Raw genomic sequence first — 24,531 nt, forward strand, 5'->3', positions numbered from 1 at the left:
AACAGTGCCAATTTATGAGTAAAGGATTATGTCCACGATAAGCACCTGGGTCGATTCCTGGGAGGCGGCCATGAGGGTAGGGAAGCGCCGTCCCGTCAAGTCAGCGTAATGCTCTGCCAGTGTTACAACCAATTAACCAATTCTGATTAGAAAAACTCATCGAGCATCAAATGAAACTGCAATTTATTCATATCAGGATTATCAATACCATATTTTTGAAAAAGCCGTTTCTGTAATGAAGGAGAAAACTCACCGAGGCAGTTCCATAGGATGGCAAGATCCTGGTATCGGTCTGCGATTCCGACTCGTCCAACATCAATACAACCTATTAATTTCCCCTCGTCAAAAATAAGGTTATCAAGTGAGAAATCACCATGAGTGACGACTGAATCCGGTGAGAATGGCAAAAGCTTATGCATTTCTTTCCAGACTTGTTCAACAGGCCAGCCATTACGCTCGTCATCAAAATCACTCGCATCAACCAAACCGTTATTCATTCGTGATTGCGCCTGAGCGAGACGAAATACGCGATCGCTGTTAAAAGGACAATTACAAACAGGAATCGAATGCAACCGGCGCAGGAACACTGCCAGCGCATCAACAATATTTTCACCTGAATCAGGATATTCTTCTAATACCTGGAATGCTGTTTTCCCGGGGATCGCAGTGGTGAGTAACCATGCATCATCAGGAGTACGGATAAAATGCTTGATGGTCGGAAGAGGCATAAATTCCGTCAGCCAGTTTAGTCTGACCATCTCATCTGTAACATCATTGGCAACGCTACCTTTGCCATGTTTCAGAAACAACTCTGGCGCATCGGGCTTCCCATACAATCGATAGATTGTCGCACCTGATTGCCCGACATTATCGCGAGCCCATTTATACCCATATAAATCAGCATCCATGTTGGAATTTAATCGCGGCCTCGAGCAAGACGTTTCCCGTTGAATATGGCTCATAACACCCCTTGTATTACTGTTTATGTAAGCAGACAGTTTTATTGTTCATGATGATATATTTTTATCTTGTGCAATGTAACATCAGAGGGCACTGTTGCAAATAGTCGGTGGTGATAAACTTATCATCCCCTTTTGCTGATGGAGCTGCACATGAACCCATTCAAAGGCCGGCATTTTCAGCGTGACATCATTCTGTGGGCCGTACGCTGGTACTGCAAATACGGCATCAGTTACCGTGAGCTGCAGGAGATGCTGGCTGAACGCGGAGTGAATGTCGATCACTCCACGATTTACCGCTGGGTTCAGCGTTATGCGCCTGAAATGGAAAAACGGCTGCGCTGGTACTGGCGTAACCCTTCCGATCTTTGCCCGTGGCACATGGATGAAACCTACGTGAAGGTCAATGGCCGCTGGGCGTATCTGTACCGGGCCGTCGACAGCCGGGGCCGCACTGTCGATTTTTATATCTCCTCCCGTCGTAACAGCAAAGCTGCATACCGGTTTCTGGGTAAAATCCTCAACAACGTGAAGAAGTGGCAGATCCCGCGATTCATCAACACGGATAAAGCGCCCGCCTATGGTCGCGCGCTTGCTCTGCTCAAACGCGAAGGCCGGTGCCCGTCTGACGTTGAACACCGACAGATTAAGTACCGGAACAACGTGATTGAATGCGATCATGGCAAACTGAAACGGATAATCGGCGCCACGCTGGGATTTAAATCCATGAAGACGGCTTACGCCACCATCAAAGGTATTGAGGTGATGCGTGCACTACGCAAAGGCCAGGCCTCAGCATTTTATTATGGTGATCCCCTGGGCGAAATGCGCCTGGTAAGCAGAGTTTTTGAAATGTAAGGCCTTTGAATAAGACAAAAGGCTGCCTCATCGCTAACTTTGCAACAGTGCCGGATTGAATATAACCGACGTGACTGTTACATTTAGGTGGCTAAACCCGTCAAGCCCTCAGGAGTGAATCATGACCGTAGTCACGACCGCCGATACCTCCCAACTGTACGCACTTGCAGCCCGACATGGGCTCAAGCTCCATGGCCCGCTGACTGTCAATGAGCTTGGGCTCGACTATAGGATCGTGATCGCCACCGTCGACGATGGACGTCGGTGGGTGCTGCGCATCCCGCGCCGAGCCGAGGTAAGCGCGAAGGTCGAACCAGAGGCGCGGGTGCTGGCAATGCTCAAGAATCGCCTGCCGTTCGCGGTGCCGGACTGGCGCGTGGCCAACGCCGAGCTCGTTGCCTATCCCATGCTCGAAGACTCGACTGCGATGGTCATCCAGCCTGGTTCGTCCACGCCCGACTGGGTCGTGCCGCAGGACTCGGAGGTCTTCGCGGAGAGCTTCGCGACCGCGCTCGCCGCCCTGCATGCCGTCCCCATTTCCGCCGCCGTGGATGCGGGGATGCTCATCCGTACACCGACGCAGGCCCGTCAGAAGGTGGCCGACGACGTTGACCGCGTCCGACGCGAGTTCGTGGTGAACGACAAGCGCCTCCACCGGTGGCAGCGCTGGCTCGACGACGATTCGTCGTGGCCAGATTTCTCCGTGGTGGTGCATGGCGATCTCTACGTGGGCCATGTGCTCATCGACAACACGGAGCGCGTCAGCGGGATGATCGACTGGAGCGAGGCCCGCGTTGATGACCCTGCCATCGACATGGCCGCGCACCTTATGGTCTTTGGTGAAGAGGGGCTCGCGAAGCTCCTCCTCACGTATGAAGCGGCCGGTGGCCGGGTGTGGCCGCGGCTCGCCCACCACATCGCGGAGCGCCTTGCGTTCGGGGCGGTCACCTACGCACTCTTCGCCCTCGACTCGGGTAACGAAGAGTACCTCGCTGCGGCGAAGGCGCAGCTCGCCGCAGCGGAATGAGCGAACGTCGATATAGCCCGCTCGCGACGCTGTTCGCGGCGACCTTTCTCTTCCGGATCGGCAACGCGGTGGCGGCCCTCGCGCTTCCATGGTTCGTCCTGTCTCATACAAAGAGCGCGGCCTGGGCGGGCGCCACGGCCGCTAGCAGCGTCATCGCGACCATCATCGGCGCGTGGGTTGGTGGTGGCCTCGTCGATCGGTTCGGGCGCGCGCCCGTCGCATTGATCTCGGGTGTGGTGGGCGGCGTGGCCATGGCGAGCATCCCACTGCTCGATGCCGTTGGCGCCCTCTCGAACACTGGGCTGATCGCTTGCGTGGTGCTCGGTGCCGCGTTCGACGCACCCGGTATGGCCGCGCAGGACAGTGAGCTGCCCAAACTCGGCCACGTCGCCGGGCTCTCCGTTGAGCGCGTCTCGTCACTGAAAGCGGTGATCGGGAACGTCGCGATTCTAGGTGGCCCGGCCCTTGGGGGGGCCGCAATCGGCCTGCTTGGCGCTGCGCCAACGCTCGGGCTGACGGCGTTCTGCTCCGTCCTTGCAGGTCTGCTCGGCGCGTGGGTGCTTCCCGCGCGTGCCGCTCGGACGATGACCACGACGGCGACTCTCTCCATGCGCGCCGGCGTCGCTTTTCTCTGGAGCGAACCCCTGCTGCGCCCTCTCTTTGGTATAGTGATGATCTTCGTGGGCATCGTTGGCGCCAACGGCAGCGTCATCATGCCTGCGCTGTTTGTAGATGCAGGACGCCAAGTAGCAGAGCTCGGGCTGTTCTCCTCAATGATGGGGGCTGGTGGTCTCCTTGGCATTGCCATTCATGCGTCGGTCGGCGCCCGGATATCAGCGCAGAACTGGCTGGCGGTGGCATTTTGTGGCTCTGCGGTGGGCTCGCTTCTGCTTTCACAGTTGCCAGGCGTGCCGGTGCTGATGTTGTTGGGCGCGCTCGTGGGACTGCTGACCGGCTCAGTCTCTCCCATTCTCAACGCTGCCATCTACAACCGCACGCCGCCAGAACTTCTCGGCCGGGTACTCGGCACGGTCTCGGCGGTGATGCTGTCAGCCTCGCCCATGGTTATGCTTGCGGCCGGCGCGTTTGTCGACCTTGCTGGTCCGCTCCCTGGCCTCGTTGTATCGGCCGTGTTTGCGGGGCTCGTGGCTCTACTCTCGCTCCGTCTTCAATTTGCTACAATGGCGGCGGCAGCCACAGCCTCCGCCCCAACCCATACAGAAGGTGAACACTGATGCCCCGCCCCAAGCTCAAGTCCGATGACGAGGTACTCGAGGCCGCCACCGTAGTGCTGAAGCGTTGCGGTCCCATAGAGTTCACGCTCAGCGGAGTAGCAAAGGAGGTGGGGCTCTCCCGCGCAGCGTTAATCCAGCGCTTCACCAACCGCGATACGCTGCTGGTGAGGATGATGGAGCGCGGCGTCGAGCAGGTGCGGCATTACCTGAATGCGATACCGATAGGCGCAGGGCCGCAAGGGCTCTGGGAATTTTTGCAGGTGCTCGTTCGGAGCATGAACACTCGCAACGACTTCTCGGTGAACTATCTCATCTCCTGGTACGAGCTCCAGGTGCCGGAGCTACGCACGCTTGCGATCCAGCGGAACCGCGCGGTGGTGGAGGGGATCCGCAAGCGACTGCCCCCAGGTGCTCCTGCGGCAGCTGAGTTGCTCCTGCACTCGGTCATCGCTGGCGCGACGATGCAGTGGGCCGTCGATCCGGATGGTGAGCTAGCTGATCATGTGCTGGCTCAGATCGCTGCCATCCTGTGTTTAATGTTTCCCGAACACGACGATTTCCAACTCCTCCAGGCACATGCGTAAACGGAGGTGTGCAGAGTCCCTGCGGCAGGCGACGAACACGACCGTCGTCGATTAGTACCGGTACGGTCGGTGGTATCGAAGTCTTGATCACCACTCAGGTCTACGGCTTACAAATGGTGACCATCCCGATACTTGCGTCAGAGCACCGGGCCGATTCTTTGACAGTGAATCACTCCCGTAAGGTTGTGCCGGTGTGGGTGTCCCGGGTCGAGACGATACTCCGCCAATGCGCCCAGCAAACAACCTGGCCATCGCAGGTGGTGGGGAGCGGTGTGGCGGATGAGTTGGACAAGTTGGTGTAGCAGCACGAGCACGGCGAGATAACATCGCAGGAGTTCGACATGCTCAAGAGACAGCTGATTGCGAATCGCGATGCAGATTCATAACCCGATTGCGGGTTGGCTTCACTCCACCATCACCGAGCAGACTAGCACGGCGGGCTCTGTTGCAAAGATTGGCGGCAGTCAGAGGTAGGCTGTCGCTCTGCGCCGATCAGGCGGCTGCTGCGAAATGGTGGTTGAGCATGCCCATGGCCTCCGTCAGCGCCGAGGGCCCAATGCCAAAAGCTCTCTCCACAAGGCGCACCTCGCCCCTGATGCCGGGCTGCAGGCACCAGGGGCGAGCCTGTCCTTTGCGCAGGGCTCGCATGACTTCGAATCCCTTGATCGTGGCATAGGCCGTGGGGATCGATTTGAAACCGCGCACCGGCTTGATCAGTATCTTGAGCTTTCCGTGATCGGCCTCGATCACGTTATTGAGATACTTCACCTGCCGGTGGGCCGTCTCCCGGTCCAGCTTTCCTTCGCGCTTCAATTCGGTGATCGCTGCACCATAGCTCGGCGCTTTGTCGGTATTGAGCGTGGCAGGCTTTTCCCAGTGCTTCAGGCCTCGCAGGGCCTTGCCCAGGAACCGCTTCGCTGCCTTGGCGCTGCGGGTCGGCGACAGGTAGAAATCGATCGTGTCGCCCCGCTTGTCGACTGCCCGGTACAGGTAGGTCCACTTGCCCCGCACCTTGACGTAGGTTTCATCCAGGCGCCAGCTCGGATCAAAGCCACGCCGCCAGAACCAGCGCAGCCGCTTCTCCATCTCCGGGGCGTAGCACTGGACCCAGCGATAGATCGTCGTATGGTCGACCGAAATGCCGCGTTCCGCCAGCATTTCCTCAAGGTCGCGATAGCTGATCGGATAGCGACAATACCAGCGCACCGCCCACAGGATCACATCACCCTGGAAATGGCGCCACTTGAAATCCGTCATCGTTCCGTCCGTCCAATCTCCGCCAAGCATGCTCAAGCTTCACGATTTTTGCAACAGAGCCCACACGAGTATTGAGCATAGTCGAGATTGGTGCAGATCACTTCTGATATTGAACTGTCAGGAGCTGGCTGCACAACAGCCATTACGCCCAATCAACTGGTGCAGTCGTCTTCTGAAAATGACAATCCAGTTAGGGTATAGCTCAACCTGACATAGAAGCAAAAACTCAACCACCTTCTACCAACTCTCCGAACAGCTCCTTGACCTTTGTTTTCGCATCAGCAAGTGCAGTTCTGCCTTGTTCAGTGATGTCATAAACACGCCGTTCACGTCGCCCGGTGCGTTCGTGGCGTGAGGTCAGATAGCCTTTTTTTTCCAGGCCGTGCAGCATCGGGTACACGGTGCCAGCGCTCATCTCGTAGCCGTGTCGGCGTAGCTCTTCGATGATCCCCAGCCCAAAGACAGGTTCCTCGGCTGCATGGTGAAGGATGTGCAGGCGGATCAAACCGCCGTAGAGGTCTTTGTCAGTCATTTTTTGTGCCTCACAGAGCGACGCTCAACAGCCACCCAGCTGCACCGCTACCGAGGACAACCAGCCACGGCGGGAGCTTCCAGAACATAAGTGCGACAAGGGCAACTAATGCCAAGCCGAAGTCTTGCGGCTGAAAGATGGCGCTAGTCCATACAGGCTGATACAGCGCGGCCAGCAGCAAGCCGACTACAGCGGCATTGATCCCGGCCAGCGCAGCTTGGATGCCTGTATTGCGGCGCAAACGCTCCCAAAATGGCATTGATCCGACGACCAGCAAGAACGAGGGCGCGAAGATAGCCAGCAGACACACAATGCCGCCGATCCAGCCCGACGGGGCGGTGTTCATCGAGGCACCAAGAAACGCGGCGAACGTGAACAAAGGGCCGGGCACCGCTTGAGCTGCCCCGTACCCCGCGAGAAAGGATTCATTGTTGACCCAGCCGGAGGGCACCACTTCGGCTTGCAGTAATGGCAGCACAACGTGACCACCGCCGAACACCAGTGATCCGACACGATAGAAGGAATCCACCATTGCCATGGTTTGACTTGGCATCAGTTCGGCCAACACCGGCAGGCCAATCAGCAAGACAAAGAACAGCGAGAGCCAAAGCACGCCGGCCCGGTGACTGACCGTGATAGGTAGGGGGTCATGCTCAACAACTTTCGCTGGCTTGAACAATAACCGGCCTGCGATGCCTGCGATAGCAATCACGCCAACCTGTCCCCACGCGGACGGCACAAGTAAAACGACGCAGGTAGCAATTGCCATGATGGTGACTCGCAGCCCATCCGTGCATAGGTTACGCGCCATGCCCCATACTGCTTGAGCGACCACGGCCACAGCCACCACTTTTAAGCCATGCAACGCGCCCTGCGAGACGTAATCGCCATAGCTGGAGATGCCGAGCGCAAAAAGGATCAAGGCTATGGCAGACGGCAGCGTGAAGCCAGCCCAAGCAGCCAGCGCCCCGCTGTATCCAGCCCGAGACAGTCCTACCGCTATGCCGACCTGGCTGCTTGCAGGCCCTGGCAAGAACTGACAAAGCGCGACCAAGTCAGCATAGCTCCGTTCGGAGAGCCAGCGCCGCCGTGTGACAAATTCGGCGCGGAAGTAGCCCAAGTGCGCAATGGGGCCGCCAAAAGATGTCAATCCAAGCCGCAGAAAAATAAGAAAGACCGACCATGGTCTGCTGTCATCGGTAGGGTTATTCGTCATACTTTCGCCTTCATGATCTGCAACGAGTTGATCAATAATAAGCGAAATTCGATAACGAAATTCGATATAAATCTAGAAAAAAATACCTCTATGTGTACTACGCAGTTTTAGCTGTGGCTTTCACAGGAGCACGCTTACTTACGGCTTAGCGTGCTTTATTTTCCGTTTTCTGAGGCGATCCCTAGGAGCTCGGATCTCAGGACGAAGGTCTCCGCGAATGTCCGGTCGATCCGCGCGACGTCCCAGGCGGGCGTTCCCTTGGCGGACATCCACGCCGCAGCGTCGTGCATCAGCCGCACAACCTCGTCGATATCACCCGAGCAGGCGACCCGAACGTTCGGAGGCTCCTCGCTGTCCATTCGCTCCCCTGGCGCGGTATGAACCGCCGCCTCATAGTGCAGTTTGATCCTGACGAGCCCAGCATGTCTGCGCCCACCTTCGCGGAACCTGACCAGGGTCCGCTAGCGGGCGGCCGGAAGGTGAATGCTAGGCATGATCTAACCCTCGGTCTCTGGCGTCGCGACTGCGAAATTTCGCGAGGGTTTCCGAGAAGGTGATTGCGCTTCGCAGATCTCCAGGCGCGTGGGTGCGGACGTAGTCAGCGCCATTGCCGATCGCGTGAAGTTCCGCCGCAAGGCTCGCTGGACCCAGATCCTTTACAGGAAGGCCAACGGTGGCGCCCAAGAAGGATTTCCGCGACACCGAGACCAATAGCGGAAGCCCCAACGCCGACTTCAGCTTTTGAAGGTTCGACAGCACGTGCAGCGATGTTTCCGGTGCGGGGCTCAAGAAAAATCCCATCCCCGGATCGAGGATGAGCCGGTCGGCAGCGACCCCGCTCCGTCGCAAGGCGGAAACCCGCGCCTCGAAGAACCGCACAATCTCGTCGAGCGCGTCTTCGGGTCGAAGGTGACCGGTGCGGGTGGCGATGCCATCCCGCTGCGCTGAGTGCATAACCACCAGCCTGCAGTCCGCCTCAGCAATATCGGGATAGAGCGCAGGGTCAGGAAATCCTTGGATATCGTTCAGGTAGCCCACGCCGCGCTTGAGCGCATAGCGCTGGGTTTCCGGTTGGAAGCTGTCGATTGAAACACGGTGCATCTGATCGGACAGGGCGTCTAAGAGCGGCGCAATACGTCTGATCTCATCGGCCGGCGATACAGGCCTCGCGTCCGGATGGCTGGCGGCCGGTCCGACATCCACGACGTCTGATCCGACTCGCAGCATTTCGATCGCCGCGGTGACAGCGCCGGCGGGGTCTAGCCGCCGGCTCTCATCGAAGAAGGAGTCCTCGGTGAGATTCAGAATGCCGAACACCGTCACCATGGCGTCGGCCTCCGCAGCGACTTCCACGATGGGGATCGGGCGAGCAAAAAGGCAGCAATTATGAGCCCCATACCTACAAAGCCCCACGCATCAAGCTTTTGCCCATGAAGCAACCAGGCAATGGCTGTAATTATGACGACGCCGAGTCCCGACCAGACTGCATAAGCAACACCGACAGGGATGGATTTCAGAACCAGAGAAAGAAAATAAAATGCGATGCCATAACCGATTATGACAACGGCGGAAGGGGCAAGCTTAGTAAAGCCCTCGCTAGATTTTAATGCGGATGTTGCGATTACTTCGCCAACTATTGCGATAACAAGAAAAAGCCAGCCTTTCATGATATATCTCCCAATTTGTGTAGGGCTTATTATGCACGCTTAAAAATAATAAAAGCAGACTTGACCTGATAGTTTGGCTGTGAGCAATTATGTGCTTAGTGCATCTAACGCCGGAGTTAAGCCGCCGCGCGTAGCGCGGTCGGCTTGAACGAATTGTTAGACATCATTTACCAACTGACTTGATGATCTCGCCTTTCACAAAGCGAATAAATTCTTCCAAGTGATCTGCGCGTGAGGCCAAGTGATCTTCTTTTTGTCCCAGATAAGCTTGCTTAGCTTCAAGTAAGACGGGCTGATACTGGGCAGGTAGGCGTTTTATTGCCCAGTCGGCAGCGACATCCTTCGGCGCGATTTTGCCGGTTATTGCGCTGTACCAAATGCGGGACAACGTAAGCACTACATTTCGCTCATCGCCGGCCCAGTCGGGCTGCGAGTTCCATAGCTTCAAGGTTTCCCTCAGCGCCTCGAATAGATCCTGTTCAGGAACCGGGTCAAAGAATTCCTCCGCTGCCGGACCTACCAAGGCAACGCTATGTTCTCTTGCTTTTGTAAGCAGGATAGCTAGATCAATGTCGATCATGGCTGGCTCGAAGATACCCGCAAGAATGTCATTGCGCTGCCATTCTCCAAATTGCAGCTCGCGCTTAGCCGGATAACGCCACGGGATGATGTCGTCATGCACGACAAGGGTGACTTCTATAGCGCGGAGCGTCTCGCTCTCGCCAGGGAAAGCCGAAGCCTCCATAAGATCATTGAGCAATGCTCGCCGCGTCGTTTCATCAAGCTTTACGGCCACAGTAACCAACAAATCAATATCGCTGTATGGCTTCAGGCCGCCATCCACTGCGGAGCCGTACAAATGCACGGCCAGCAACGTTGATTCCAGATGGCGCTCAATGACGCTTAGCACCTCTGATAGTTGGTTCGAAATTTCGATGGTCACCGCTTCCCTCATGATGTCTAACGGGCGAGGTAAGCCGACCGCAGAATGCGGGTCGGCTTGACCGAAATGTTAGAACCAGAAGCCAAAACGGATAACTTGAATTTGGCGACGGGCGCTAACCGTGAAAAAACGCTGCGCCACCGAGGCGGCACAGCACTGCAAAAACGATAGCTGCTTGCGCTTGCTACGCAAGGGCTAGAGGCCAAAAAGACTGAAAACCTGCGCAGCCCATGCAGGCGAAGCCCGGAAAAAAGGCAAAACAGGCACTGAATAACGCCTGAAAAGCTAAATGCCGTTTGAATAAACATGAGCTAAATAAAGCTGGGTTTCAGTGGTGCTAACGTTGGACGTAACGAGAGCCGGAGCGCAGCGGAGGGAACCAAAATGCGCAGCATTTTGGCGTCCCGTTGACGGAATGGTTAGCCGTTTCGACGCGCATAAACGGAGTGGGTGTACGGAATTACAGCTTGAATGGTTTCGGTTGAGACAAGCTCGAATTCTGTTTCGTTGAGCATTGGGAAGAAGGCGTCACCCTCGAAGGTTTGATGTACCTCAGATAGAAACACGCCGTGGGCGTGAGGTAGTGCCAGAGTGTATATCTCAGCTCCGCCCGCGACGTAGAGTTCATTGCCGAGTTCGGATGCCAAAGCGATAGCGTGCGACAGCGTTGAAACAACTACGCAGCCAGTGGCGCGGTAGTTAGCTTGGCGTGAGATTACCAATGTGTGACGGTTCGGTAGAGGCTTGCCGATAGACTCAAAGGTCTTTCGCCCCATGACAACGACTTTTCCCTCAGTGAGTCTGCGAAAAATCTTCTGCTCACCCGGAATTTTCCAGGGGATATTAGGACCATTGCCAATAACCCGATTGGCTCCCATCGCAGCAACGAGATAAATGCGTACTGATTCCGAGTTCATATGGCTAACTTTGTTTTAGGGCGACTGCCCTGCTGCGTAACATCGTTGCTGCTCCATAACATCAAACATCGACCCACGGCGTAACGCGCTTGCTGCTTGGATGCCCGAGGCATAGACTGTACAAAAAAACAGTCATAACAAGCCATGAAAACCGCCACTGCGCCGTTACCACCGCTGCGTTCGGTCAAGGTTCTGGACCAGTTGCGTGAGCGCATACGCTACTTGCATTACAGCTTACCAACCGAACAGGCTTATGTCCACTGGGTTCGTGCCTTCATCCGTTTCCACGGTGTGCGTCACCCGGCAACCTTGGGCAGCAGCGAAGTCGAGGCATTTCTGTCCTGGCTGGCGAACGAGCGCAAGGTTTCGGTCTCCACGCATCGTCAGGCATTGGCGGCCTTGCTGTTCTTCTACGGCAAGGTGCTGTGCACGGATCTGCCCTGGCTTCAGGAGATCGGAAGACCTCGGCCGTCGCGGCGCTTGCCGGTGGTGCTGACCCCGGATGAAGTGGTTCGCATCCTCGGTTTTCTGGAAGGCGAGCATCGTTTGTTCGCCCAGCTTCTGTATGGAACGGGCATGCGGATCAGTGAGGGTTTGCAACTGCGGGTCAAGGATCTGGATTTCGATCACGGCACGATCATCGTGCGGGAGGGCAAGGGCTCCAAGGATCGGGCCTTGATGTTACCCGAGAGCTTGGCACCCAGCCTGCGCGAGCAGCTGTCGCGTGCACGGGCATGGTGGCTGAAGGACCAGGCCGAGGGCCGCAGCGGCGTTGCGCTTCCCGACGCCCTTGAGCGGAAGTATCCGCGCGCCGGGCATTCCTGGCCGTGGTTCTGGGTTTTTGCGCAGCACACGCATTCGACCGATCCACGGAGCGGTGTCGTGCGTCGCCATCACATGTATGACCAGACCTTTCAGCGCGCCTTCAAACGTGCCGTAGAACAAGCAGGCATCACGAAGCCCGCCACACCGCACACCCTCCGCCACTCGTTCGCGACGGCCTTGCTCCGCAGCGGTTACGACATTCGAACCGTGCAGGATCTGCTCGGCCATTCCGACGTCTCTACGACGATGATTTACACGCATGTGCTGAAAGTTGGCGGTGCCGGAGTGCGCTCACCGCTTGATGCGCTGCCGCCCCTCACTAGTGAGAGGTAGGGCAGCGCAAGTCAATCCTGGCGGATTCACTACCCCTGCGCGAAGGCCATCGGTGCCGCATCGAACGGCCGGTTGCGGAAAGTCCTCCCTGCGTCCGCTGATGGCCGGCAGCAGCCCGTCGTTGCCTGATGGATCCAACCCCTCCGCTGCTATAGTGCAGTCGGCTTCTGACGTTCAGTGCAGCCGTCTTCTGAAAACGACAATGGAGGTGGTAGCCGAGGGTGTGGAAACACCCGACTGCCTTGCGTGGTTGCGGCAGGCGGGTTGCGACACGGTGCAGGGTTTCCTGTTCGCCAGGCCGATGCCGGCGGCGGCCTTCGTCGGCTTCGTCAACCAATGGAGGAACACCACCATGAACGCCAATGAACCGAGCACCAGTTGCTGCGTGTGCTGCAAGGAAATCCCGCTCGATGCCGCCTTCACGCCGGAAGGGGCCGAGTACGTGGAGCATTTCTGCGGGCTGGAGTGCTATCAGCGCTTCCAGGCGCGGGCCAGCACTGCGACCGAAACCAGCGTCAAACCGGACGCTTGTGATTCGCCGCCGTCAGGTTGAGGCATACCCTAACCTGATGTCAGATGCCATGTGTAAATTGCGTCAGGATAGGATTGAATTTTGAATTTATTGACATATCTCGTTGAAGGTCATAGAGTCTTCCCTGACATTTTGCAGGGAATTCCATGACTGGACAGCGCATTGGGTATATCAGGGTCAGCACCTTCGACCAGAACCCGGAACGGCAACTGGAAGGCGTCAAGGTTGATCGCGCTTTTAGCGACAAGGCATCCGGCAAGGATGTCAAGCGTCCGCAACTGGAAGCGCTGATAAGCTTCGCCCGCACCGGCGACACCGTGGTGGTGCATAGGGCACTGTTGCAAAGTTAGCGATGAGGCAGCCTTTTGTCTTATTCAAAGGCCTTACATTTCAAAAACTCTGCTTACCAGGCGCATTTCGCCCAGGGGATCACCATAATAAAATGCTGAGGCCTGGCCTTTGCGTAGTGCACGCATCACCTCAATACCTTTGATGGTGGCGTAAGCCGTCTTCATGGATTTAAATCCCAGCGTGGCGCCGATTATCCGTTTCAGTTTGCCATGATCGCATTCAATCACGTTGTTCCGGTACTTAATCTGTCGGTGTTCAACGTCAGACGGGCACCGGCCTTCGCGTTTGAGCAGAGCAAGCGCGCGACCATAGGCGGGCGCTTTATCCGTGTTGATGAATCGCGGGATCTGCCACTTCTTCACGTTGTTGAGGATTTTACCCAGAAACCGGTATGCAGCTTTGCTGTTACGACGGGAGGAGAGATAAAAATCGACAGTGCGGCCCCGGCTGTCGACGGCCCGGTACAGATACGCCCAGCGGCCATTGACCTTCACGTAGGTTTCATCCATGTGCCACGGGCAAAGATCGGAAGGGTTACGCCAGTACCAGCGCAGCCGTTTTTCCATTTCAGGCGCATAACGCTGAACCCAGCGGTAAATCGTGGAGTGATCGACATTCACTCCGCGTTCAGCCAGCATCTCCTGCAGCTCACGGTAACTGATGCCGTATTTGCAGTACCAGCGTACGGCCCACAGAATGATGTCACGCTGAAAATGCCGGCCTTTGAATGGGTTCATGTGCAGCTCCATCAGCAAAAGGGGATGATAAGTTTATCACCACCGACTATTTGCAACAGTGCCCATTGAAGCCGTATATTTTCTGGAGGTTCATCAGGCGCGGAACTCATCGAGGCGCGGGAATAAAATCCCATTCAGACGCCGGATAGATTCAAGCAAGCCAACTTGTCGTCAAAATCGGTGTTGCAAAAACGGGAGTGACCATAGATTCCGTTTTCTGAGGCGACCCCCACATAGAGACCTTCCCGGTCATTCACTTTGTAGAGTTTGTCCCTGGGCTTGAGATTGCGCAGCTTGGTATCGGTCAGCATGTACCTTGTCCTTCTTCGTCTCCGATACCCACTCTATTGTAAACAAGACATTTTTATCTTTTATATTCAATGGCTTATTTTCCTGCTAATTGGTAATACCATGAAAAATACCATGCTCAGAAAAGGCTTAACAATATTTTGAAAAATTGCCTACTGAGCGCTGCCGCACAGCTCCATAGGCCGCTTTCCTGGCTTTGCTTCCAGATGTATGCTATTCTGCTCCTGCAGCTAATGGATCACCGCAAACAGGTTACTCGCCTGGGGATTCCCTTTCGACCCGAGCATCCGTATGAGACTCATGCTCGATTATTATTATTATAGAAGCCCCCATGAATAAATCGCTCATCATTTTCGGCATCGTCAACATAACCTCGGACAGTTTCTCCGATGGAGGCCGGTATCTGGCGCCAGACGCAGCCATTGCGCAGGCGCGTAAGCTGATGGCCGAGGGGGCAGATGTGATCGACCTCGGTCCGGCATCCAGCAATCCCGACGCCGCGCCTGTTTCGTCCGACACAGAAATCGCGCGTATCGCGCCGGTGCTGGACGCGCTCAAGGCAGATGGCATTCCCGTCTCGCTCGACAGTTATCAACCCGCGACGCAAGCCTATGCCTTGTCGCGTGGTGTGGCCTATCTCAATGATATTCGCGGTTTTCCAGACGCTGCGTTCTATCCGCAATTGGCGAAATCATCTGCCAAACTCGTCGTTATGCATTCGGTGCAAGACGGGCAGGCAGATCGGCGCGAGGCACCCGCTGGCGACATCATGGATCACATTGCGGCGTTCTTTGACGCGCGCATCGCGGCGCTGACGGGTGCCGGTATCAAACGCAACCGCCTTGTCCTTGATCCCGGCATGGGGTTTTTTCTGGGGGCTGCTCCCGAAACCTCGCTCTCGGTGCTGGCGCGGTTCGATGAATTGCGGCTGCGCTTCGATTTGCCGGTGCTTCTGTCTGTTTCGCGCAAATCCTTTCTGCGCGCGCTCACAGGCCGTGGTCCGGGGGATGTCGGGGCCGCGACACTCGCTGCAGAGCTTGCCGCCGCCGCAGGTGGAGCTGACTTCATCCGCACACACGAGCCGCGCCCCTTGCGCGACGGGCTGGCGGTATTGGCGGCGCTGAAAGAAACCGCAAGAATTCGTTAACTGCACATTCGGGATATTTCTCTATATTCGCGGTTCAGCAGGCATGTCCCCTTTGAGGGCGACCCGACGACAGGATAATCGACCTTATGGTGCGCAAATATTTCGGCACAGACGGTATTCGTGGCAAAGCCAACGAAGGCGCGATGACGGCGGAAACCGCCTTGCGCGTCGGCATGGCGGCTGGCCGTGTCTTTCGTCGCGGTGACCACCGCCATCGTGTCGTGATCGGCAAGGATACGCGCCTGTCGGGCTATATGCTTGAACCCGCGCTCACAGCCGGTTTCACCTCGATGGGCATGGACGTATTCCTTTTTGGCCCGCTGCCGACAACGTATAGGAAGAATAAACGCCCTTTTCACCCAAGTCCAACAGCTTTGGACCGCAGTTGACTCTTTCGACACCCCTGCGATGCAACCCAATCCGGCTGACGGGGAGCCAGCAACGCTGAAAATTTACCCTCCTCTTTCCCACTAGCGGCTCCTTTTCCGACAACCAGCACGGCGGATCCCTGCCGCGGCGCTGTGAACGCAGCATTTTGATTGGTATCGTTGGCCTTCAGGCTCGTCAGTCAAACAGACCCAGGAGCAGCTCAGCCGGTGGCGCCCGGCTTTCGGGTAACGCCCTGGTCCCGCTGGTTTCGGCTTTGTGCTTCAGGTGATCAAGGATCTGCTTGATCACTATAGGGTCTTCAATGCAGGCGATGACTTTCATGGCGCCGCCGCAGCCGCTGCAGGTCTCGATGTCGATATTGAAAACACGCTTGAGCCGTTGCGCCCATGTCATCGACGCTCGCCGTTGTGCTGGTGTTGCCGGTTCATCAGCCACCCTGACCTTGTTGCCCCTGCCCCGTTTTGCCGGCGTGACCAACGCCCGGTGCCGACTGTTGGGTGCGAACACCCCGTGGAAGCGGGTTAGGTTGACTCTGGGCTTCGGTACCAGGGCGGCCAGCCTTGCAATGAAATCCAATGGTTCGAAAATGACGTGCGTGGTGCCGTCCCGGTACGGCGTCTTGAGCTGGTAGCGCACGTTGCCGCCTCGTGTTAACGACAGCCGCTTCTCGGATACCGCCGGGCGGCTGATGTACCGGCACAGCCGTTCGAGCTTCTTGCGTTCATCGGCCCTGGCCGCCACGCCGGCGTGCAGGCTGGACCCGGCTACCTTGCCAATCCCGTCACCGAACGGATCACCACTGGTCGGCAGAGTTTGCAAAGTGAACACCTTTCGCCCCGCCTGTGAACCGACAGCGATACGGTAAGTGATCGAGTGCCCCAGCAGGGGTGTCATCGGGTCGTCATCCACCGCATCCGAGGCCAGATAGCTGTTTTCGACATCCCGTTCCAGCAGGCCTTGCCGTTCCAGATAGCGACCCACCCGGTGGGCGATGGTGTGCGTCAGCTGGGTGAGCTCTGGGCTGGTCGGCGCCTTGACCCAGCGGAAACGCGCTGAGCCGTGGGATTGCTCGACATACACACCGTCGAGAAACAGCATGTGGAAGTGAACATTCAGATTGAGCGCCGATCCAAAACGCTGGATCAGGGTGACCGCGCCCGTCTTGGCCACTTGGTGGGTATGGCCCGCTTTCTTGACCAGGTGCGTGGCAATGACGCGGTAAACGATGCCCAGCACCCACCCCATGATCTCGGGCCGGCTGGCAAACAGGAAACGCAGCTGAAACGGGAAGCTCAACACCCACTGACGCATGGGTTGTTCAGGCAGTACTTCATCAACCAGCAAGGCGGCACTTTCGGCCATCCGCCGCGCCCCACAGCTCGGGCAGAAACCGCGACGCTTACAGCTGAAAGCGACCAGGTGCTCGGCGTGGCAAGACTCGCAGCGAACCCGTAGAAAGCCATGCTCCAGCCGCCCGCATTGGAGAAATTCTTCAAATTCCCGTTGCACATAGCCCGGCAATTCCTTTCCCTGCTCTGCCATAAGCGCAGCGAATGCCGGGTAATACTCGTCAACGATCTGATAGAGAAGGGTTTGCTCGGGTCGGTGGCTCTGGTAACGACCAGTATCCCGATCCCGGCTGGCCGTCCTGGCCGCCACATGAGGCATGTTCCGCGTCCTTGCAATACTGTGTTTACATACAGTCTATCGCTTAGCGGAAAGTTCTTTTACCCTCAGCCGAAATGCCTGCCGTTGCTAGACATTGCCAGCCAGTGCCCGTCACTCCCACTCGATTGTAAACAAGCACACAAAACCCTTTAGTGACAACAATTTGCAAGAACTATCAGGCTCAGTGCCATGAAAAATACCATGACCAGATCATGAGGTTGAACACGGCTTGCGCCGGCAGCGTTCACGCTCCTGGTCGGCGATCTCGCCCGGCTGCAATGCTAGCTCAGCATCGGTCATGCGCTCCAGCACGTCGCGTAGGCGGATGGTGCAAGGAATGGGCGGCAGCTCGAACTCATAGCCGCCGGCGATCATTTCGGCCGCAATCTCCTCGGTGATGAAAAACGGCTCGTCGTCTTGGTTCGGCTTCTTCATGCCCTTTCCTCCTGGCGCTCATCCTGGCCGACAGCGGCCAGGGCATCGGCTTCCGTCAATGCGTCCTCCACGAACGCGCCGTGCTGCTTCGCTTCGGCCTGGCTGACCTCGGCCCATATCCGTTTCACCTGGGCCGCACTGTACCCGGCCAGCTCGGCGGTCTTGTTGATGCTGTAGCCGGACTTGCGCAGCGCGACAACTTGGGCGCGGCGCTTCGGATCAGCACGGCGGCCCTTGTACCGCCCGGCCTGGCGGGCCAACTCAATGCCTTGGCGCTGGCGTTCGCGCCTGTCCTCGTAGTCGTCGCGGGCCATCTGCAAGGCCAGGCGAAAAAGCATGATCTGCACGGCTTCCAGCACGATCTTGGCGACGCCCTGGGCCTCGGCCGCCAGGTCGGATAGATCGACCACGCCAGGGACGGCCAGGCTTGCGCCTTTGGCCTGTATCGAGGCCACCAGGCGCTCGGCCTCGGGCAAAGGTAGGCGGCTGATGCGGTCGATCTTCTCGGCAATGACCACCTCGCCGGGCTGTAGGTCGCCGATCATGCGCAGCAGCTCAGGCCGGTCGGCGCGTGCGCCGGATGCCTTCTCACGGTAGATGCCGGCGACGTAGTAGCCGGCGGCCTTCGCGGCCGTAGTGATCGCCTCTTGGCGTTCCAAGTCCTGCGCGTCGGTGCTGACGCGCAGATAGACCCGCGCCACCATCGGCGCGGCTACTGGCTTCGTCCTGCGCATACTTGCGGGCTCCTTTGGGCATACGCAAAGTGTCCGGTCATGCTACCCCCGGCCAAAAAGGCCGTCATGCGATTTATCTTGGCCGGGTCGTTATTGGCGGGTCTAAATGGCCGCTCCGTGGATCTCATCGCCAGAAATGGCGATGCGAGATCCAGGGCAGGGCGGCCGCCATCGTCAGACCTGGCGATGGTCGACGCCGGCGCGCATCGTCGGATGTGGCGATGCGAGCTCGAGGTCGGTGGCCACCGCCGGCGACCTGGTGCCATCGTCGGCAATGGCGATGCTGCAGCTCGACGTGCGCGGCCTGGTCGTCTCGGCATCGTCGGATGCGGCGATGCTCGAGCGAGGCGAAAAAAAACCGCCTCGGGGTGTCCGAGGCGGCAAGTCTGCATGCGGTTCAGGGAGGAAGAAACCGCGCCGGCGATCAGGGAGGAAAACCGCGCGGCCTGATGTGCAGCTCGGCCACTTTAGCCGGATTTTTCGACTTATCCGATGCGAGCGGCCCGCCGTGGGCGCTGCTCGATCTGCTGTTGCTTTTTCTCGACGTGCTTCTGCTCCTGGTGCTGCTGCTCGTCGCGCGGCACTGTTGCAAAGTTAGCGATGAGGCAGCCTTTTGTCTTATTCAAAGGCCTTACATTTCAAAAACTCTGCTTACCAGGCGCATTTCGCCCAGGGGATCACCATAATAAAATGCTGAGGCCTGGCCTTTGCGTAGTGCACGCATCACCTCAATACCTTTGATGGTGGCGTAAGCCGTCTTCATGGATTTAAATCCCAGCGTGGCGCCGATTATCCGTTTCAGTTTGCCATGATCGCATTCAATCACGTTGTTCCGGTACTTAATCTGTCGGTGTTCAACGTCAGACGGGCACCGGCCTTCGCGTTTGAGCAGAGCAAGCGCGCGACCATAGGCGGGCGCTTTATCCGTGTTGATGAATCGCGGGATCTGCCACTTCTTCACGTTGTTGAGGATTTTACCCAGAAACCGGTATGCAGCTTTGCTGTTACGACGGGAGGAGAGATAAAAATCGACAGTGCGGCCCCGGCTGTCGACGGCCCGGTACAGATACGCCCAGCGGCCATTGACCTTCACGTAGGTTTCATCCATGTGCCACGGGCAAAGATCGGAAGGGTTACGCCAGTACCAGCGCAGCCGTTTTTCCATTTCAGGCGCATAACGCTGAACCCAGCGGTAAATCGTGGAGTGATCGACATTCACTCCGCGTTCAGCCAGCATCTCCTGCAGCTCACGGTAACTGATGCCGTATTTGCAGTACCAGCGTACGGCCCACAGAATGATGTCACGCTGAAAATGCCGGCCTTTGAATGGGTTCATGTGCAGCTCCATCAGCAAAAGGGGATGATAAGTTTATCACCACCGACTATTTGCAACAGTGCCAAAAGAATCACACCAGATAGCGAATAAACGCCTGTTAATTATTTTCCCGGTGAGCGTAATTAATTCATGTTAATAATTCATAAAAGCCATTTATTGAAATGGTGAATTATTTATGAGAATTACGACACATATAGATTAGCATTTCTTATGCTGACCATTTACCATAGCGGGGAATAACAGCTCCTCACTATGGATTTGATATGTCTGTTTATAAAATACCTCTAACTCAACATGTACTTGAAGCCGCACAGGAGCGCATTACATGGACGCTCAACACGCTGCCGCGCATTTGTGTTTCATTATCGGGAGGAAAAGATTCCGGTCTTATGCTCCATCTTACGGCCACCCTTGCCCGCCAGTTACAGAAAAAAATTAGCGTCTTATTTATTGACTGGGAAGCTCAGTTTTCCTGCACTATCGATTATGTCCAGGCGCTACGCGAGAGTTATTCCGATGTTATCGAAGAATTTTATTGGGTCGCATTACCTCTGACCACACAAAACGCGCTTTCACAATATCAACCCGAATGGCAGTGCTGGGAGCCGAATATACAGTGGGTGCGTCAGCCACCGGCCGATGCCATTACCGACCCCAATTTCTTTTCTTTCTATCAGCCCGGTATGACCTTTGAGCTCTTCGTTCGCGAGTTCGCAGATTGGTTTTCACAAAAGCGTCCCGCAGCGATGATGGTCGGCATTCGCGCGGACGAGTCCTATAACCGCTTTGTGGCCATCGCCAACTCGCGTAAGCAACGTTTTGCCGATGACAAGCCGTGGACGACGGCAGCGCCAGGTGGCCACACCTGGTATATTTATCCGTTATATGACTGGAAAACAGCCGATATCTGGACATGGTTTGCGAAGACAAAAATGCCGTGCAATCCCTTGTATAACCTGATGTATCAGGCCGGGGTCCCAACACGATATATGCGTATTTGCGAGCCCTTTGGACCGGAACAACGCCAGGGATTGTGGCTGTACCATGTCATTGAGCCACAGCGATGGGCGGCTATGTGCGCCCGCGTCAGCGGCGTTAAAAGTGGCGGGATTTACGCCGGTCATGACAACCATTTTTACGGTCATCGGAAAATACTCAAACCAGAGCATTTAAGTTGGCAGCAATACGCCATGCTGCTATTACACAGCATGCCAGAACAGACCGCAGAACATTACCGCAACAAAATCGCTGTCTATATACAGTGGTATAAGAAAAAAGGCATGGACAATATCCCGGAAAGTCAGGAAGGCGATATTGGTTCCAGGGATATCCCATCATGGAGAAGGATCTGCAAAGTACTCCTGAATAATGATTACTGGTGTCGAGCACTGTCGTTCAGCCCCACAAAAACGAAAAACTACCAGCGATATACTGAACGCATGAAAACCAAACGTCAGGAATGGGGGTTGTTATGCAACAACGATTAACACAGGAACTCCTCAGCTTTCTTTCTGGTTTGCCAGAAAAAGATAGAATTGAAGCCATTAATGAATTCAGAATGGCAATCCACAGCGTCAGTCCATTTCGTGAAGAACCAGTAGATTGCGTGTTATGGATTAAAAGCGATCACATTTCGCCCAATGATTACAACCCTAATAACGTTGCGCCGCCGGAGAAAAAGCTGCTGTTGAAATCCATCGAAGCGGATGGCTTCACTCAGCCGATTGTCGTGGTTCACTCAACGGAAGAAGAGTATGAAATCATCGATGGCTTTCACCGCCATGAATTAGGAAAAAACAAAGCATCGCTAAAACCACGATTAAAAGGCTATCTGCCCGTCGCCTGCCTGGAACGCGATCGCCATGAACGTATGGCGGCGACAATCCGCCATAACCGCGCCCGCGGACGCCACCAAATCCACGCCATGTCGGAAATCGTGCGTGAATTATCGCAACTGGGCTGGAGTGAAGAAAAAATCGCTAAAGAACTGGGCATGGATAACGATGAAGTGTTGCGACTGAAACAAATCAACGGCCTGCAGGAGTTATTTGCCGACCGTCGGTTTTCCAAAGCCTGGACAGTAAAATAATTACAGCGAAACCAGACGCTCTGCGGCTGCTAACAGCGTCGATTCTTGCTTGGCAAAACATAGGCGGATCAGCTTATGCGGGAAAGGATCGGCGCAGAACACCGACAGCGGTATCGCCGCAACCCCCACTTCTTTAGTTAACCACTGACAAAACTCAACGTCAGTAAGCGTTGAGACCGCACTGTAATCGACCAGCAGAAAATAGGTCCCCTCACACGGCAGAATTTCCAGTCGGCTGTCGCGTAACGCATTCACCAGCACATCACGCTTTCTCTGATAAAACGCGGGCAGCTCGCGGTAGTGTATTGGGCTCTCCCGCAGCATATCCGCTAGCGCCAGCTGAGCCGGTGTGTTGACTGAGAACGTCAGGTACTGATGGACTTTGCGTAGCTCGGCGCTAATGGCGTCGGGTGCAACGCAATAGCCGACTTTCCAGCCGGTCATATGATACGTTTTACCGAAAGATGAAACGGCAACAGCGCGTTCCCGTAGCTGCGGATGAGCCAGCACGCTTGCATGTCCATGAGCGGCAAAGCAGATATGCTCATACACTTCGTCGCTAATAACAAAAATCTCGCGCTCTTTAATCGCCTGCCATAACGCATCAAAATCAGCGCGCTGCCAGACGGTAGCAGATGGGTTATGCGGTGTATTGAGGATCACTAACCGGGTGCGCTCGCTGAGTAGCGTGGCAAATTCCTGCCAGTTCACACGAAATGACGGCGGTTGCAACGCAATACGTTTCACCACGCCGCCGGATAACGCCACCGCAGGCGCGTAGCTGTCGTAGCTCGGATCAAAACAGATGACTTCATCACCAGGCCGCACCAGCGCCGTAATGGCTGCATACAATGCTTCTGTGGCCCCTGCCGTGACGGTGACTTCACTTGTCGCATCGGGCTTATAACCGTACAACTCCGCGGTTTTATCGGCAATGGCTTCGCGCAGCGGCTGCACGCCCGTCATCGGCGCATACTGGTTAGCGCCATGCGCGACATGATATGCCAGACGTTCCTGCAAGAAATGTGGACCGTCAAAATCAGGAAATCCCTGCGAGAGGTTAATGGCCTGATGCTGCTGTGCCAGCGCGCTCATTTGCGTAAATATTGTGGTCCCCAGATTTGGGAGTTTGCTTTGCACAATCAGTGGGTTATTGCTCATTATTGTTATCCCGACGTGTGATGTTGTTGTTGAAGCCACTATAGCACGATGTTAGTATTTGGCAATCAAGACGTTCAGACGTCTATATAAAAATAACCTGCCAGATCAGGACAGCACAAGGACAACACAACATGAGTAATACCGAGATTCGCGTCGTCACCGGCCCGGCTAACTACTTTTCCCACACCGGTAGCCTCTCCAGACTGCACGACTTTTTCACCCCGGATCAACTCTCACACGCCGTCTGGGTCTACGGTGAGCGAGCTATCGCCGCGGCGCGTCCTTATCTGCCAGAAGCTTTTCATCTTGCCGAAGCTAAGCACCTGCTGTTTAAGGGACATTGCAGCGAAACCGATGTTGCTCAACTGGCAAAAGAATCGGGAGATGATCGCAGCATCGTGATTGGAGTGGGTGGCGGTACACTGCTCGATACGGCTAAAGCGCTGGCTCGCCGCCTTGATTTACCTTTCGTGGCGATCCCAACCATCGCCGCCACCTGCGCGGCCTGGACGCCGCTTTCCGTCTGGTACAACGATGCCGGTCAGGCGCTGCATTTCGAAATATTCGACGATGCCAATTTTTTGGTGCTGGTTGAGCCACGAATCATACTTAACGCGCCTGAAGAGTATTTACTGGCCGGTATTGGCGATACGCTGGCGAAATGGTATGAGGCAGTGGTGCTGGCTCCGCAGCCAGAAACGCTACCTCTGACCGTACGTCTGGGCATCAACGGCGCGCTGGCCATCCGCGACGTCCTGCTGGAAAGCAGCGAGCAGGCACTGGCAGATAAGCAGCGTGGTGAACTAACCCAGGCGTTTTGCGACGTGGTGGATGCGATTATAGCCGGCGGCGGTATGGTTGGTGGTCTGGGCGAGCGCTACACCCGTGTGGCGGCGGCACATTCGGTCCATAACGGTCTGACCGTCCTCCCGCAAACGGAGAAGTTTCTCCATGGCACCAAAGTGGCGTATGGCATTCTGGTGCAGAGCGCATTACTTGGGCAAGATGATGTGCTGGCGCAACTTGTCACCGCTTATCAGCGGTTCAATCTCCCCACCAGGCTGGCCCAGTTAGACGTGGATATCGCAAATCGCGCTGAGATCGATAAGGTGATTGCGCATACCCTGCGCCCGGTGGAATCTATTCATGCGCTGCCGGTAACGTTAACGCCAGATACCCTGCGCGCAGCGTTTGAGAAGGTAGAACGTTGACGGTGTGACTATGGTGCAGGTTGCCTGATGGCGGCTTCGCCTTATCAGGCCTACGGCCAAAGCATTGTTGTAGGCCGG

The 24,531-nt window shown here is 56.2% G+C and carries 26 protein-coding genes and 4 pseudogenes; 12 read left to right on the plus strand and 18 right to left on the minus strand.

Translation table 11 applies throughout. The features are described 5' to 3' along the window. Positions 1-146 precede the first annotated feature (146 nt). A complete protein-coding gene (locus M4I31_RS16720) occupies positions 147-962 on the minus strand; it encodes an aminoglycoside O-phosphotransferase APH(3')-Ia (protein ID WP_000018329.1) in 816 nt (271 codons plus the stop codon). A gap of 150 nt (positions 963-1,112) precedes the next feature. Here M4I31_RS16720 and M4I31_RS16725 point away from each other — a divergent pair, with 150 nt between their 5' ends. The 4 genes from M4I31_RS16725 to mphR(A) all read left to right on the plus strand — a co-directional run bounded on the left by M4I31_RS16725 (position 1,113) and on the right by mphR(A) (position 4,663). Then, positions 1,113-1,817 carry an IS6-like element IS26 family transposase gene (locus M4I31_RS16725; protein ID WP_001067834.1) on the plus strand — a complete coding sequence of 235 codons (705 nt, stop codon included), beginning with the start codon at positions 1,113-1,115 and terminating at the stop codon, positions 1,815-1,817. 121 nt (positions 1,818-1,938) lie between these two features. After that, complete coding sequence (locus tag M4I31_RS16730; protein ID WP_000219391.1) at positions 1,939-2,844, plus strand: Mph(A) family macrolide 2'-phosphotransferase; 906 nt, start codon at positions 1,939-1,941, stop codon at positions 2,842-2,844. Beyond that, entirely contained in the window at positions 2,841-4,079 is a 1,239-nt protein-coding gene (gene mrx(A), locus M4I31_RS16735) for a macrolide resistance MFS transporter Mrx(A) (RefSeq protein WP_000004159.1), read from the plus strand. The genes M4I31_RS16730 and mrx(A) overlap by 4 nt, the downstream gene beginning before the upstream one ends. Then, positions 4,079-4,663 carry a macrolide-binding transcriptional repressor MphR(A) gene (gene mphR(A), locus M4I31_RS16740; protein WP_001137892.1) on the plus strand — a complete coding sequence of 195 codons (585 nt, stop codon included), beginning with the start codon at positions 4,079-4,081 and terminating at the stop codon, positions 4,661-4,663. Before mrx(A) ends, mphR(A) begins: the two co-directional genes overlap by 1 nt. 492 nt (positions 4,664-5,155) lie before the next feature. Here mphR(A) and M4I31_RS16745 read toward each other — a convergent pair whose 3' ends face one another. The 9 genes and pseudogenes from M4I31_RS16745 to dfrA12 form a co-directional block, all read right to left on the minus strand. After that, entirely contained in the window at positions 5,156-5,920 is a 765-nt protein-coding gene (locus M4I31_RS16745; protein ID WP_001389365.1) for an IS6-like element IS6100 family transposase, read from the minus strand. Positions 5,921-6,146: 226 nt separating this feature from the next. Then, on the minus strand, positions 6,147-6,452 hold the full coding sequence (locus tag M4I31_RS16750; RefSeq protein ID WP_000130000.1) for a PadR family transcriptional regulator: 306 nt from the start codon (positions 6,450-6,452) through the stop codon (positions 6,147-6,149). Between the two features lie 10 nt (positions 6,453-6,462). Continuing rightward, positions 6,463-7,668: a chromate efflux transporter gene (gene chrA / locus M4I31_RS16755; protein ID WP_000184001.1), complete on the minus strand. Its 1,206-nt coding sequence runs from the start codon at positions 7,666-7,668 to the stop codon at positions 6,463-6,465. Between the two features lie 155 nt (positions 7,669-7,823). Then, the gene (locus M4I31_RS16760) at positions 7,824-8,027 is read right to left on the minus strand and encodes a hypothetical protein (RefSeq protein WP_000376616.1); all 204 of its coding nucleotides are present in this window, start codon (positions 8,025-8,027) and stop codon (positions 7,824-7,826) included. 127 nt (positions 8,028-8,154) lie between these two features. Continuing rightward, a complete protein-coding gene (sul1, locus tag M4I31_RS16765) occupies positions 8,155-8,994 on the minus strand; it encodes a sulfonamide-resistant dihydropteroate synthase Sul1 (RefSeq protein ID WP_000259031.1) in 840 nt (279 codons plus the stop codon). Next, entirely contained in the window at positions 8,988-9,335 is a 348-nt protein-coding gene (locus M4I31_RS16770) for a quaternary ammonium compound efflux SMR transporter QacE delta 1 (protein WP_000679427.1), read from the minus strand. The genes sul1 and M4I31_RS16770 overlap by 7 nt, the downstream gene beginning before the upstream one ends. Before the next feature lie 116 nt (positions 9,336-9,451). Then, a pseudogene (locus M4I31_RS16775) lies at positions 9,452-10,290 on the minus strand (AadA family aminoglycoside 3''-O-nucleotidyltransferase). Positions 10,291-10,295: 5 nt separating this feature from the next. After that, positions 10,296-10,586 (minus strand): DUF1010 domain-containing protein, encoded by a 291-nt coding sequence (locus M4I31_RS16780; protein ID WP_001336345.1) that lies wholly within the window; start codon positions 10,584-10,586, stop codon positions 10,296-10,298. 111 nt (positions 10,587-10,697) lie between these two features. Then, positions 10,698-11,195 carry a trimethoprim-resistant dihydrofolate reductase DfrA12 gene (gene dfrA12 / locus M4I31_RS16785; protein ID WP_001083725.1) on the minus strand — a complete coding sequence of 166 codons (498 nt, stop codon included), beginning with the start codon at positions 11,193-11,195 and terminating at the stop codon, positions 10,698-10,700. 144 nt (positions 11,196-11,339) lie between these two features. Between dfrA12 and intI1 the strand changes: the two genes are divergently transcribed. The 3 genes and pseudogenes from intI1 to M4I31_RS16800 form a co-directional block, all read left to right on the plus strand. Then, entirely contained in the window at positions 11,340-12,353 is a 1,014-nt protein-coding gene (intI1, locus tag M4I31_RS16790; RefSeq protein WP_000845039.1) for a class 1 integron integrase IntI1, read from the plus strand. A gap of 202 nt (positions 12,354-12,555) precedes the next feature. Beyond that, positions 12,556-12,906, plus strand: a pseudogene (locus M4I31_RS24130) (DUF3330 domain-containing protein); the annotation flags it as partial. Positions 12,907-13,031: 125 nt separating this feature from the next. After that, positions 13,032-13,214: pseudogene (locus M4I31_RS16800) on the plus strand (recombinase family protein); the annotation flags it as partial. Positions 13,215-13,268: 54 nt separating this feature from the next. Here M4I31_RS16800 and M4I31_RS16805 read toward each other — a convergent pair. Together M4I31_RS16805 and M4I31_RS16810 are read right to left on the minus strand one after the other, a co-directional pair. Further along, positions 13,269-13,973 carry an IS6-like element IS26 family transposase gene (locus M4I31_RS16805; protein ID WP_001067855.1) on the minus strand — a complete coding sequence of 235 codons (705 nt, stop codon included), beginning with the start codon at positions 13,971-13,973 and terminating at the stop codon, positions 13,269-13,271. A 206-nt stretch (positions 13,974-14,179) separates the two neighbouring features. Next, positions 14,180-14,284: pseudogene (locus M4I31_RS16810) on the minus strand (Arm DNA-binding domain-containing protein); the annotation flags it as partial. A 329-nt stretch (positions 14,285-14,613) separates the two neighbouring features. Here M4I31_RS16810 and sul2 point away from each other — a divergent pair. Both sul2 and M4I31_RS16820 read left to right on the plus strand, forming a co-directional pair. Then, positions 14,614-15,429: a sulfonamide-resistant dihydropteroate synthase Sul2 gene (gene sul2 / locus M4I31_RS16815; RefSeq protein ID WP_001043260.1), complete on the plus strand. Its 816-nt coding sequence runs from the start codon at positions 14,614-14,616 to the stop codon at positions 15,427-15,429. An 86-nt stretch (positions 15,430-15,515) separates the two neighbouring features. Further along, the gene (locus M4I31_RS16820) at positions 15,516-15,818 is read left to right on the plus strand and encodes a phosphoglucosamine mutase (protein WP_000251875.1); all 303 of its coding nucleotides are present in this window, start codon (positions 15,516-15,518) and stop codon (positions 15,816-15,818) included. A 175-nt stretch (positions 15,819-15,993) separates the two neighbouring features. Here M4I31_RS16820 and M4I31_RS16825 read toward each other — a convergent pair whose 3' ends face one another. The 5 genes from M4I31_RS16825 to M4I31_RS16845 form a co-directional block, all read right to left on the minus strand. Beyond that, positions 15,994-17,487, minus strand: coding sequence for an IS91-like element ISVsa3 family transposase (locus M4I31_RS16825; RefSeq protein WP_001120888.1), 1,494 nt, complete (start codon positions 17,485-17,487; stop codon positions 15,994-15,996). 210 nt (positions 17,488-17,697) lie between these two features. Further along, a complete protein-coding gene (locus tag M4I31_RS16830) occupies positions 17,698-17,922 on the minus strand; it encodes a hypothetical protein (protein ID WP_000743213.1) in 225 nt (74 codons plus the stop codon). Beyond that, positions 17,919-18,656, minus strand: a complete 738-nt coding sequence (locus tag M4I31_RS16835; RefSeq protein ID WP_001446887.1) for a recombinase family protein — start codon at positions 18,654-18,656, stop codon at positions 17,919-17,921. The genes M4I31_RS16830 and M4I31_RS16835 overlap by 4 nt, the downstream gene beginning before the upstream one ends. Before the next feature lie 485 nt (positions 18,657-19,141). After that, positions 19,142-19,282 (minus strand): hypothetical protein, encoded by a 141-nt coding sequence (locus tag M4I31_RS16840; RefSeq protein WP_001044210.1) that lies wholly within the window; start codon positions 19,280-19,282, stop codon positions 19,142-19,144. Positions 19,283-19,287: 5 nt separating this feature from the next. Beyond that, positions 19,288-19,992 carry an IS6-like element IS26 family transposase gene (locus M4I31_RS16845; protein WP_001067855.1) on the minus strand — a complete coding sequence of 235 codons (705 nt, stop codon included), beginning with the start codon at positions 19,990-19,992 and terminating at the stop codon, positions 19,288-19,290. A gap of 263 nt (positions 19,993-20,255) precedes the next feature. Between M4I31_RS16845 and M4I31_RS16850 the strand changes: the two genes are divergently transcribed. Continuing rightward, positions 20,256-21,479 (plus strand): phosphoadenosine phosphosulfate reductase, encoded by a 1,224-nt coding sequence (locus tag M4I31_RS16850; RefSeq protein WP_038638652.1) that lies wholly within the window; start codon positions 20,256-20,258, stop codon positions 21,477-21,479. Then, positions 21,464-22,081, plus strand: a complete 618-nt coding sequence (locus M4I31_RS16855) for a ParB/RepB/Spo0J family partition protein (RefSeq protein ID WP_085047540.1) — start codon at positions 21,464-21,466, stop codon at positions 22,079-22,081. Before M4I31_RS16850 ends, M4I31_RS16855 begins: the two co-directional genes overlap by 16 nt. Here the strand turns inward: M4I31_RS16855 and M4I31_RS16860 are convergent, their stop codons facing one another. Next, the gene (locus M4I31_RS16860) at positions 22,082-23,242 is read right to left on the minus strand and encodes a pyridoxal phosphate-dependent aminotransferase (protein ID WP_085047541.1); all 1,161 of its coding nucleotides are present in this window, start codon (positions 23,240-23,242) and stop codon (positions 22,082-22,084) included. Positions 23,243-23,373: 131 nt separating this feature from the next. On the opposite strand from M4I31_RS16860, the gene M4I31_RS16865 reads away from it, so the two are divergent. Beyond that, the gene (locus tag M4I31_RS16865) at positions 23,374-24,453 is read left to right on the plus strand and encodes an oxidoreductase (protein ID WP_085047542.1); all 1,080 of its coding nucleotides are present in this window, start codon (positions 23,374-23,376) and stop codon (positions 24,451-24,453) included. The last annotated feature ends 78 nt before the right edge of the window (positions 24,454-24,531 follow it).

Source organism: Citrobacter sp. XT1-2-2, assembly GCF_023516235.1.
Taxonomy (GTDB): domain Bacteria; phylum Pseudomonadota; class Gammaproteobacteria; order Enterobacterales; family Enterobacteriaceae; genus Citrobacter; species Citrobacter werkmanii.

Bases quoted from the DNA above. Each gene is read 5' to 3' on its own strand.
- M4I31_RS16860 (WP_085047541.1), bottom strand. From the start codon at position 23,242: ATGAGCAATAACCCACTGATTGTGCAAAGCAAACTCCCAAATCTGGGG.
- M4I31_RS16850 (WP_038638652.1), top strand. From the start codon at position 20,256: ATGTCTGTTTATAAAATACCTCTAACTCAACATGTACTTGAAGCCGCA.
- M4I31_RS16750 (WP_000130000.1), bottom strand. From the start codon at position 6,452: ATGACTGACAAAGACCTCTACGGCGGTTTGATCCGCCTGCACATCCTT.
- M4I31_RS16760 (WP_000376616.1), bottom strand. From the start codon at position 8,027: ATGGACAGCGAGGAGCCTCCGAACGTTCGGGTCGCCTGCTCGGGTGAT.
- M4I31_RS16865 (WP_085047542.1), top strand. From the start codon at position 23,374: ATGAGTAATACCGAGATTCGCGTCGTCACCGGCCCGGCTAACTACTTT.
- M4I31_RS16725 (WP_001067834.1), top strand. From the start codon at position 1,113: ATGAACCCATTCAAAGGCCGGCATTTTCAGCGTGACATCATTCTGTGG.
- intI1 (WP_000845039.1), top strand. From the start codon at position 11,340: ATGAAAACCGCCACTGCGCCGTTACCACCGCTGCGTTCGGTCAAGGTT.
- M4I31_RS16770 (WP_000679427.1), bottom strand. From the start codon at position 9,335: ATGAAAGGCTGGCTTTTTCTTGTTATCGCAATAGTTGGCGAAGTAATC.
- M4I31_RS16855 (WP_085047540.1), top strand. From the start codon at position 21,464: ATGCAACAACGATTAACACAGGAACTCCTCAGCTTTCTTTCTGGTTTG.
- M4I31_RS16820 (WP_000251875.1), top strand. From the start codon at position 15,516: ATGGTGCGCAAATATTTCGGCACAGACGGTATTCGTGGCAAAGCCAAC.
- M4I31_RS16780 (WP_001336345.1), bottom strand. From the start codon at position 10,586: ATGTTTATTCAAACGGCATTTAGCTTTTCAGGCGTTATTCAGTGCCTG.
- dfrA12 (WP_001083725.1), bottom strand. From the start codon at position 11,195: ATGAACTCGGAATCAGTACGCATTTATCTCGTTGCTGCGATGGGAGCC.
- chrA (WP_000184001.1), bottom strand. From the start codon at position 7,668: ATGACGAATAACCCTACCGATGACAGCAGACCATGGTCGGTCTTTCTT.
- M4I31_RS16720 (WP_000018329.1), bottom strand. From the start codon at position 962: ATGAGCCATATTCAACGGGAAACGTCTTGCTCGAGGCCGCGATTAAAT.
- M4I31_RS16835 (WP_001446887.1), bottom strand. From the start codon at position 18,656: ATGCGCAGGACGAAGCCAGTAGCCGCGCCGATGGTGGCGCGGGTCTAT.
- sul2 (WP_001043260.1), top strand. From the start codon at position 14,614: ATGAATAAATCGCTCATCATTTTCGGCATCGTCAACATAACCTCGGAC.
- M4I31_RS16730 (WP_000219391.1), top strand. From the start codon at position 1,939: ATGACCGTAGTCACGACCGCCGATACCTCCCAACTGTACGCACTTGCA.
- M4I31_RS16830 (WP_000743213.1), bottom strand. From the start codon at position 17,922: ATGAAGAAGCCGAACCAAGACGACGAGCCGTTTTTCATCACCGAGGAG.
- M4I31_RS16745 (WP_001389365.1), bottom strand. From the start codon at position 5,920: ATGACGGATTTCAAGTGGCGCCATTTCCAGGGTGATGTGATCCTGTGG.
- M4I31_RS16845 (WP_001067855.1), bottom strand. From the start codon at position 19,992: ATGAACCCATTCAAAGGCCGGCATTTTCAGCGTGACATCATTCTGTGG.
- M4I31_RS16805 (WP_001067855.1), bottom strand. From the start codon at position 13,973: ATGAACCCATTCAAAGGCCGGCATTTTCAGCGTGACATCATTCTGTGG.
- sul1 (WP_000259031.1), bottom strand. From the start codon at position 8,994: ATGGTGACGGTGTTCGGCATTCTGAATCTCACCGAGGACTCCTTCTTC.
- M4I31_RS16825 (WP_001120888.1), bottom strand. From the start codon at position 17,487: ATGCCTCATGTGGCGGCCAGGACGGCCAGCCGGGATCGGGATACTGGT.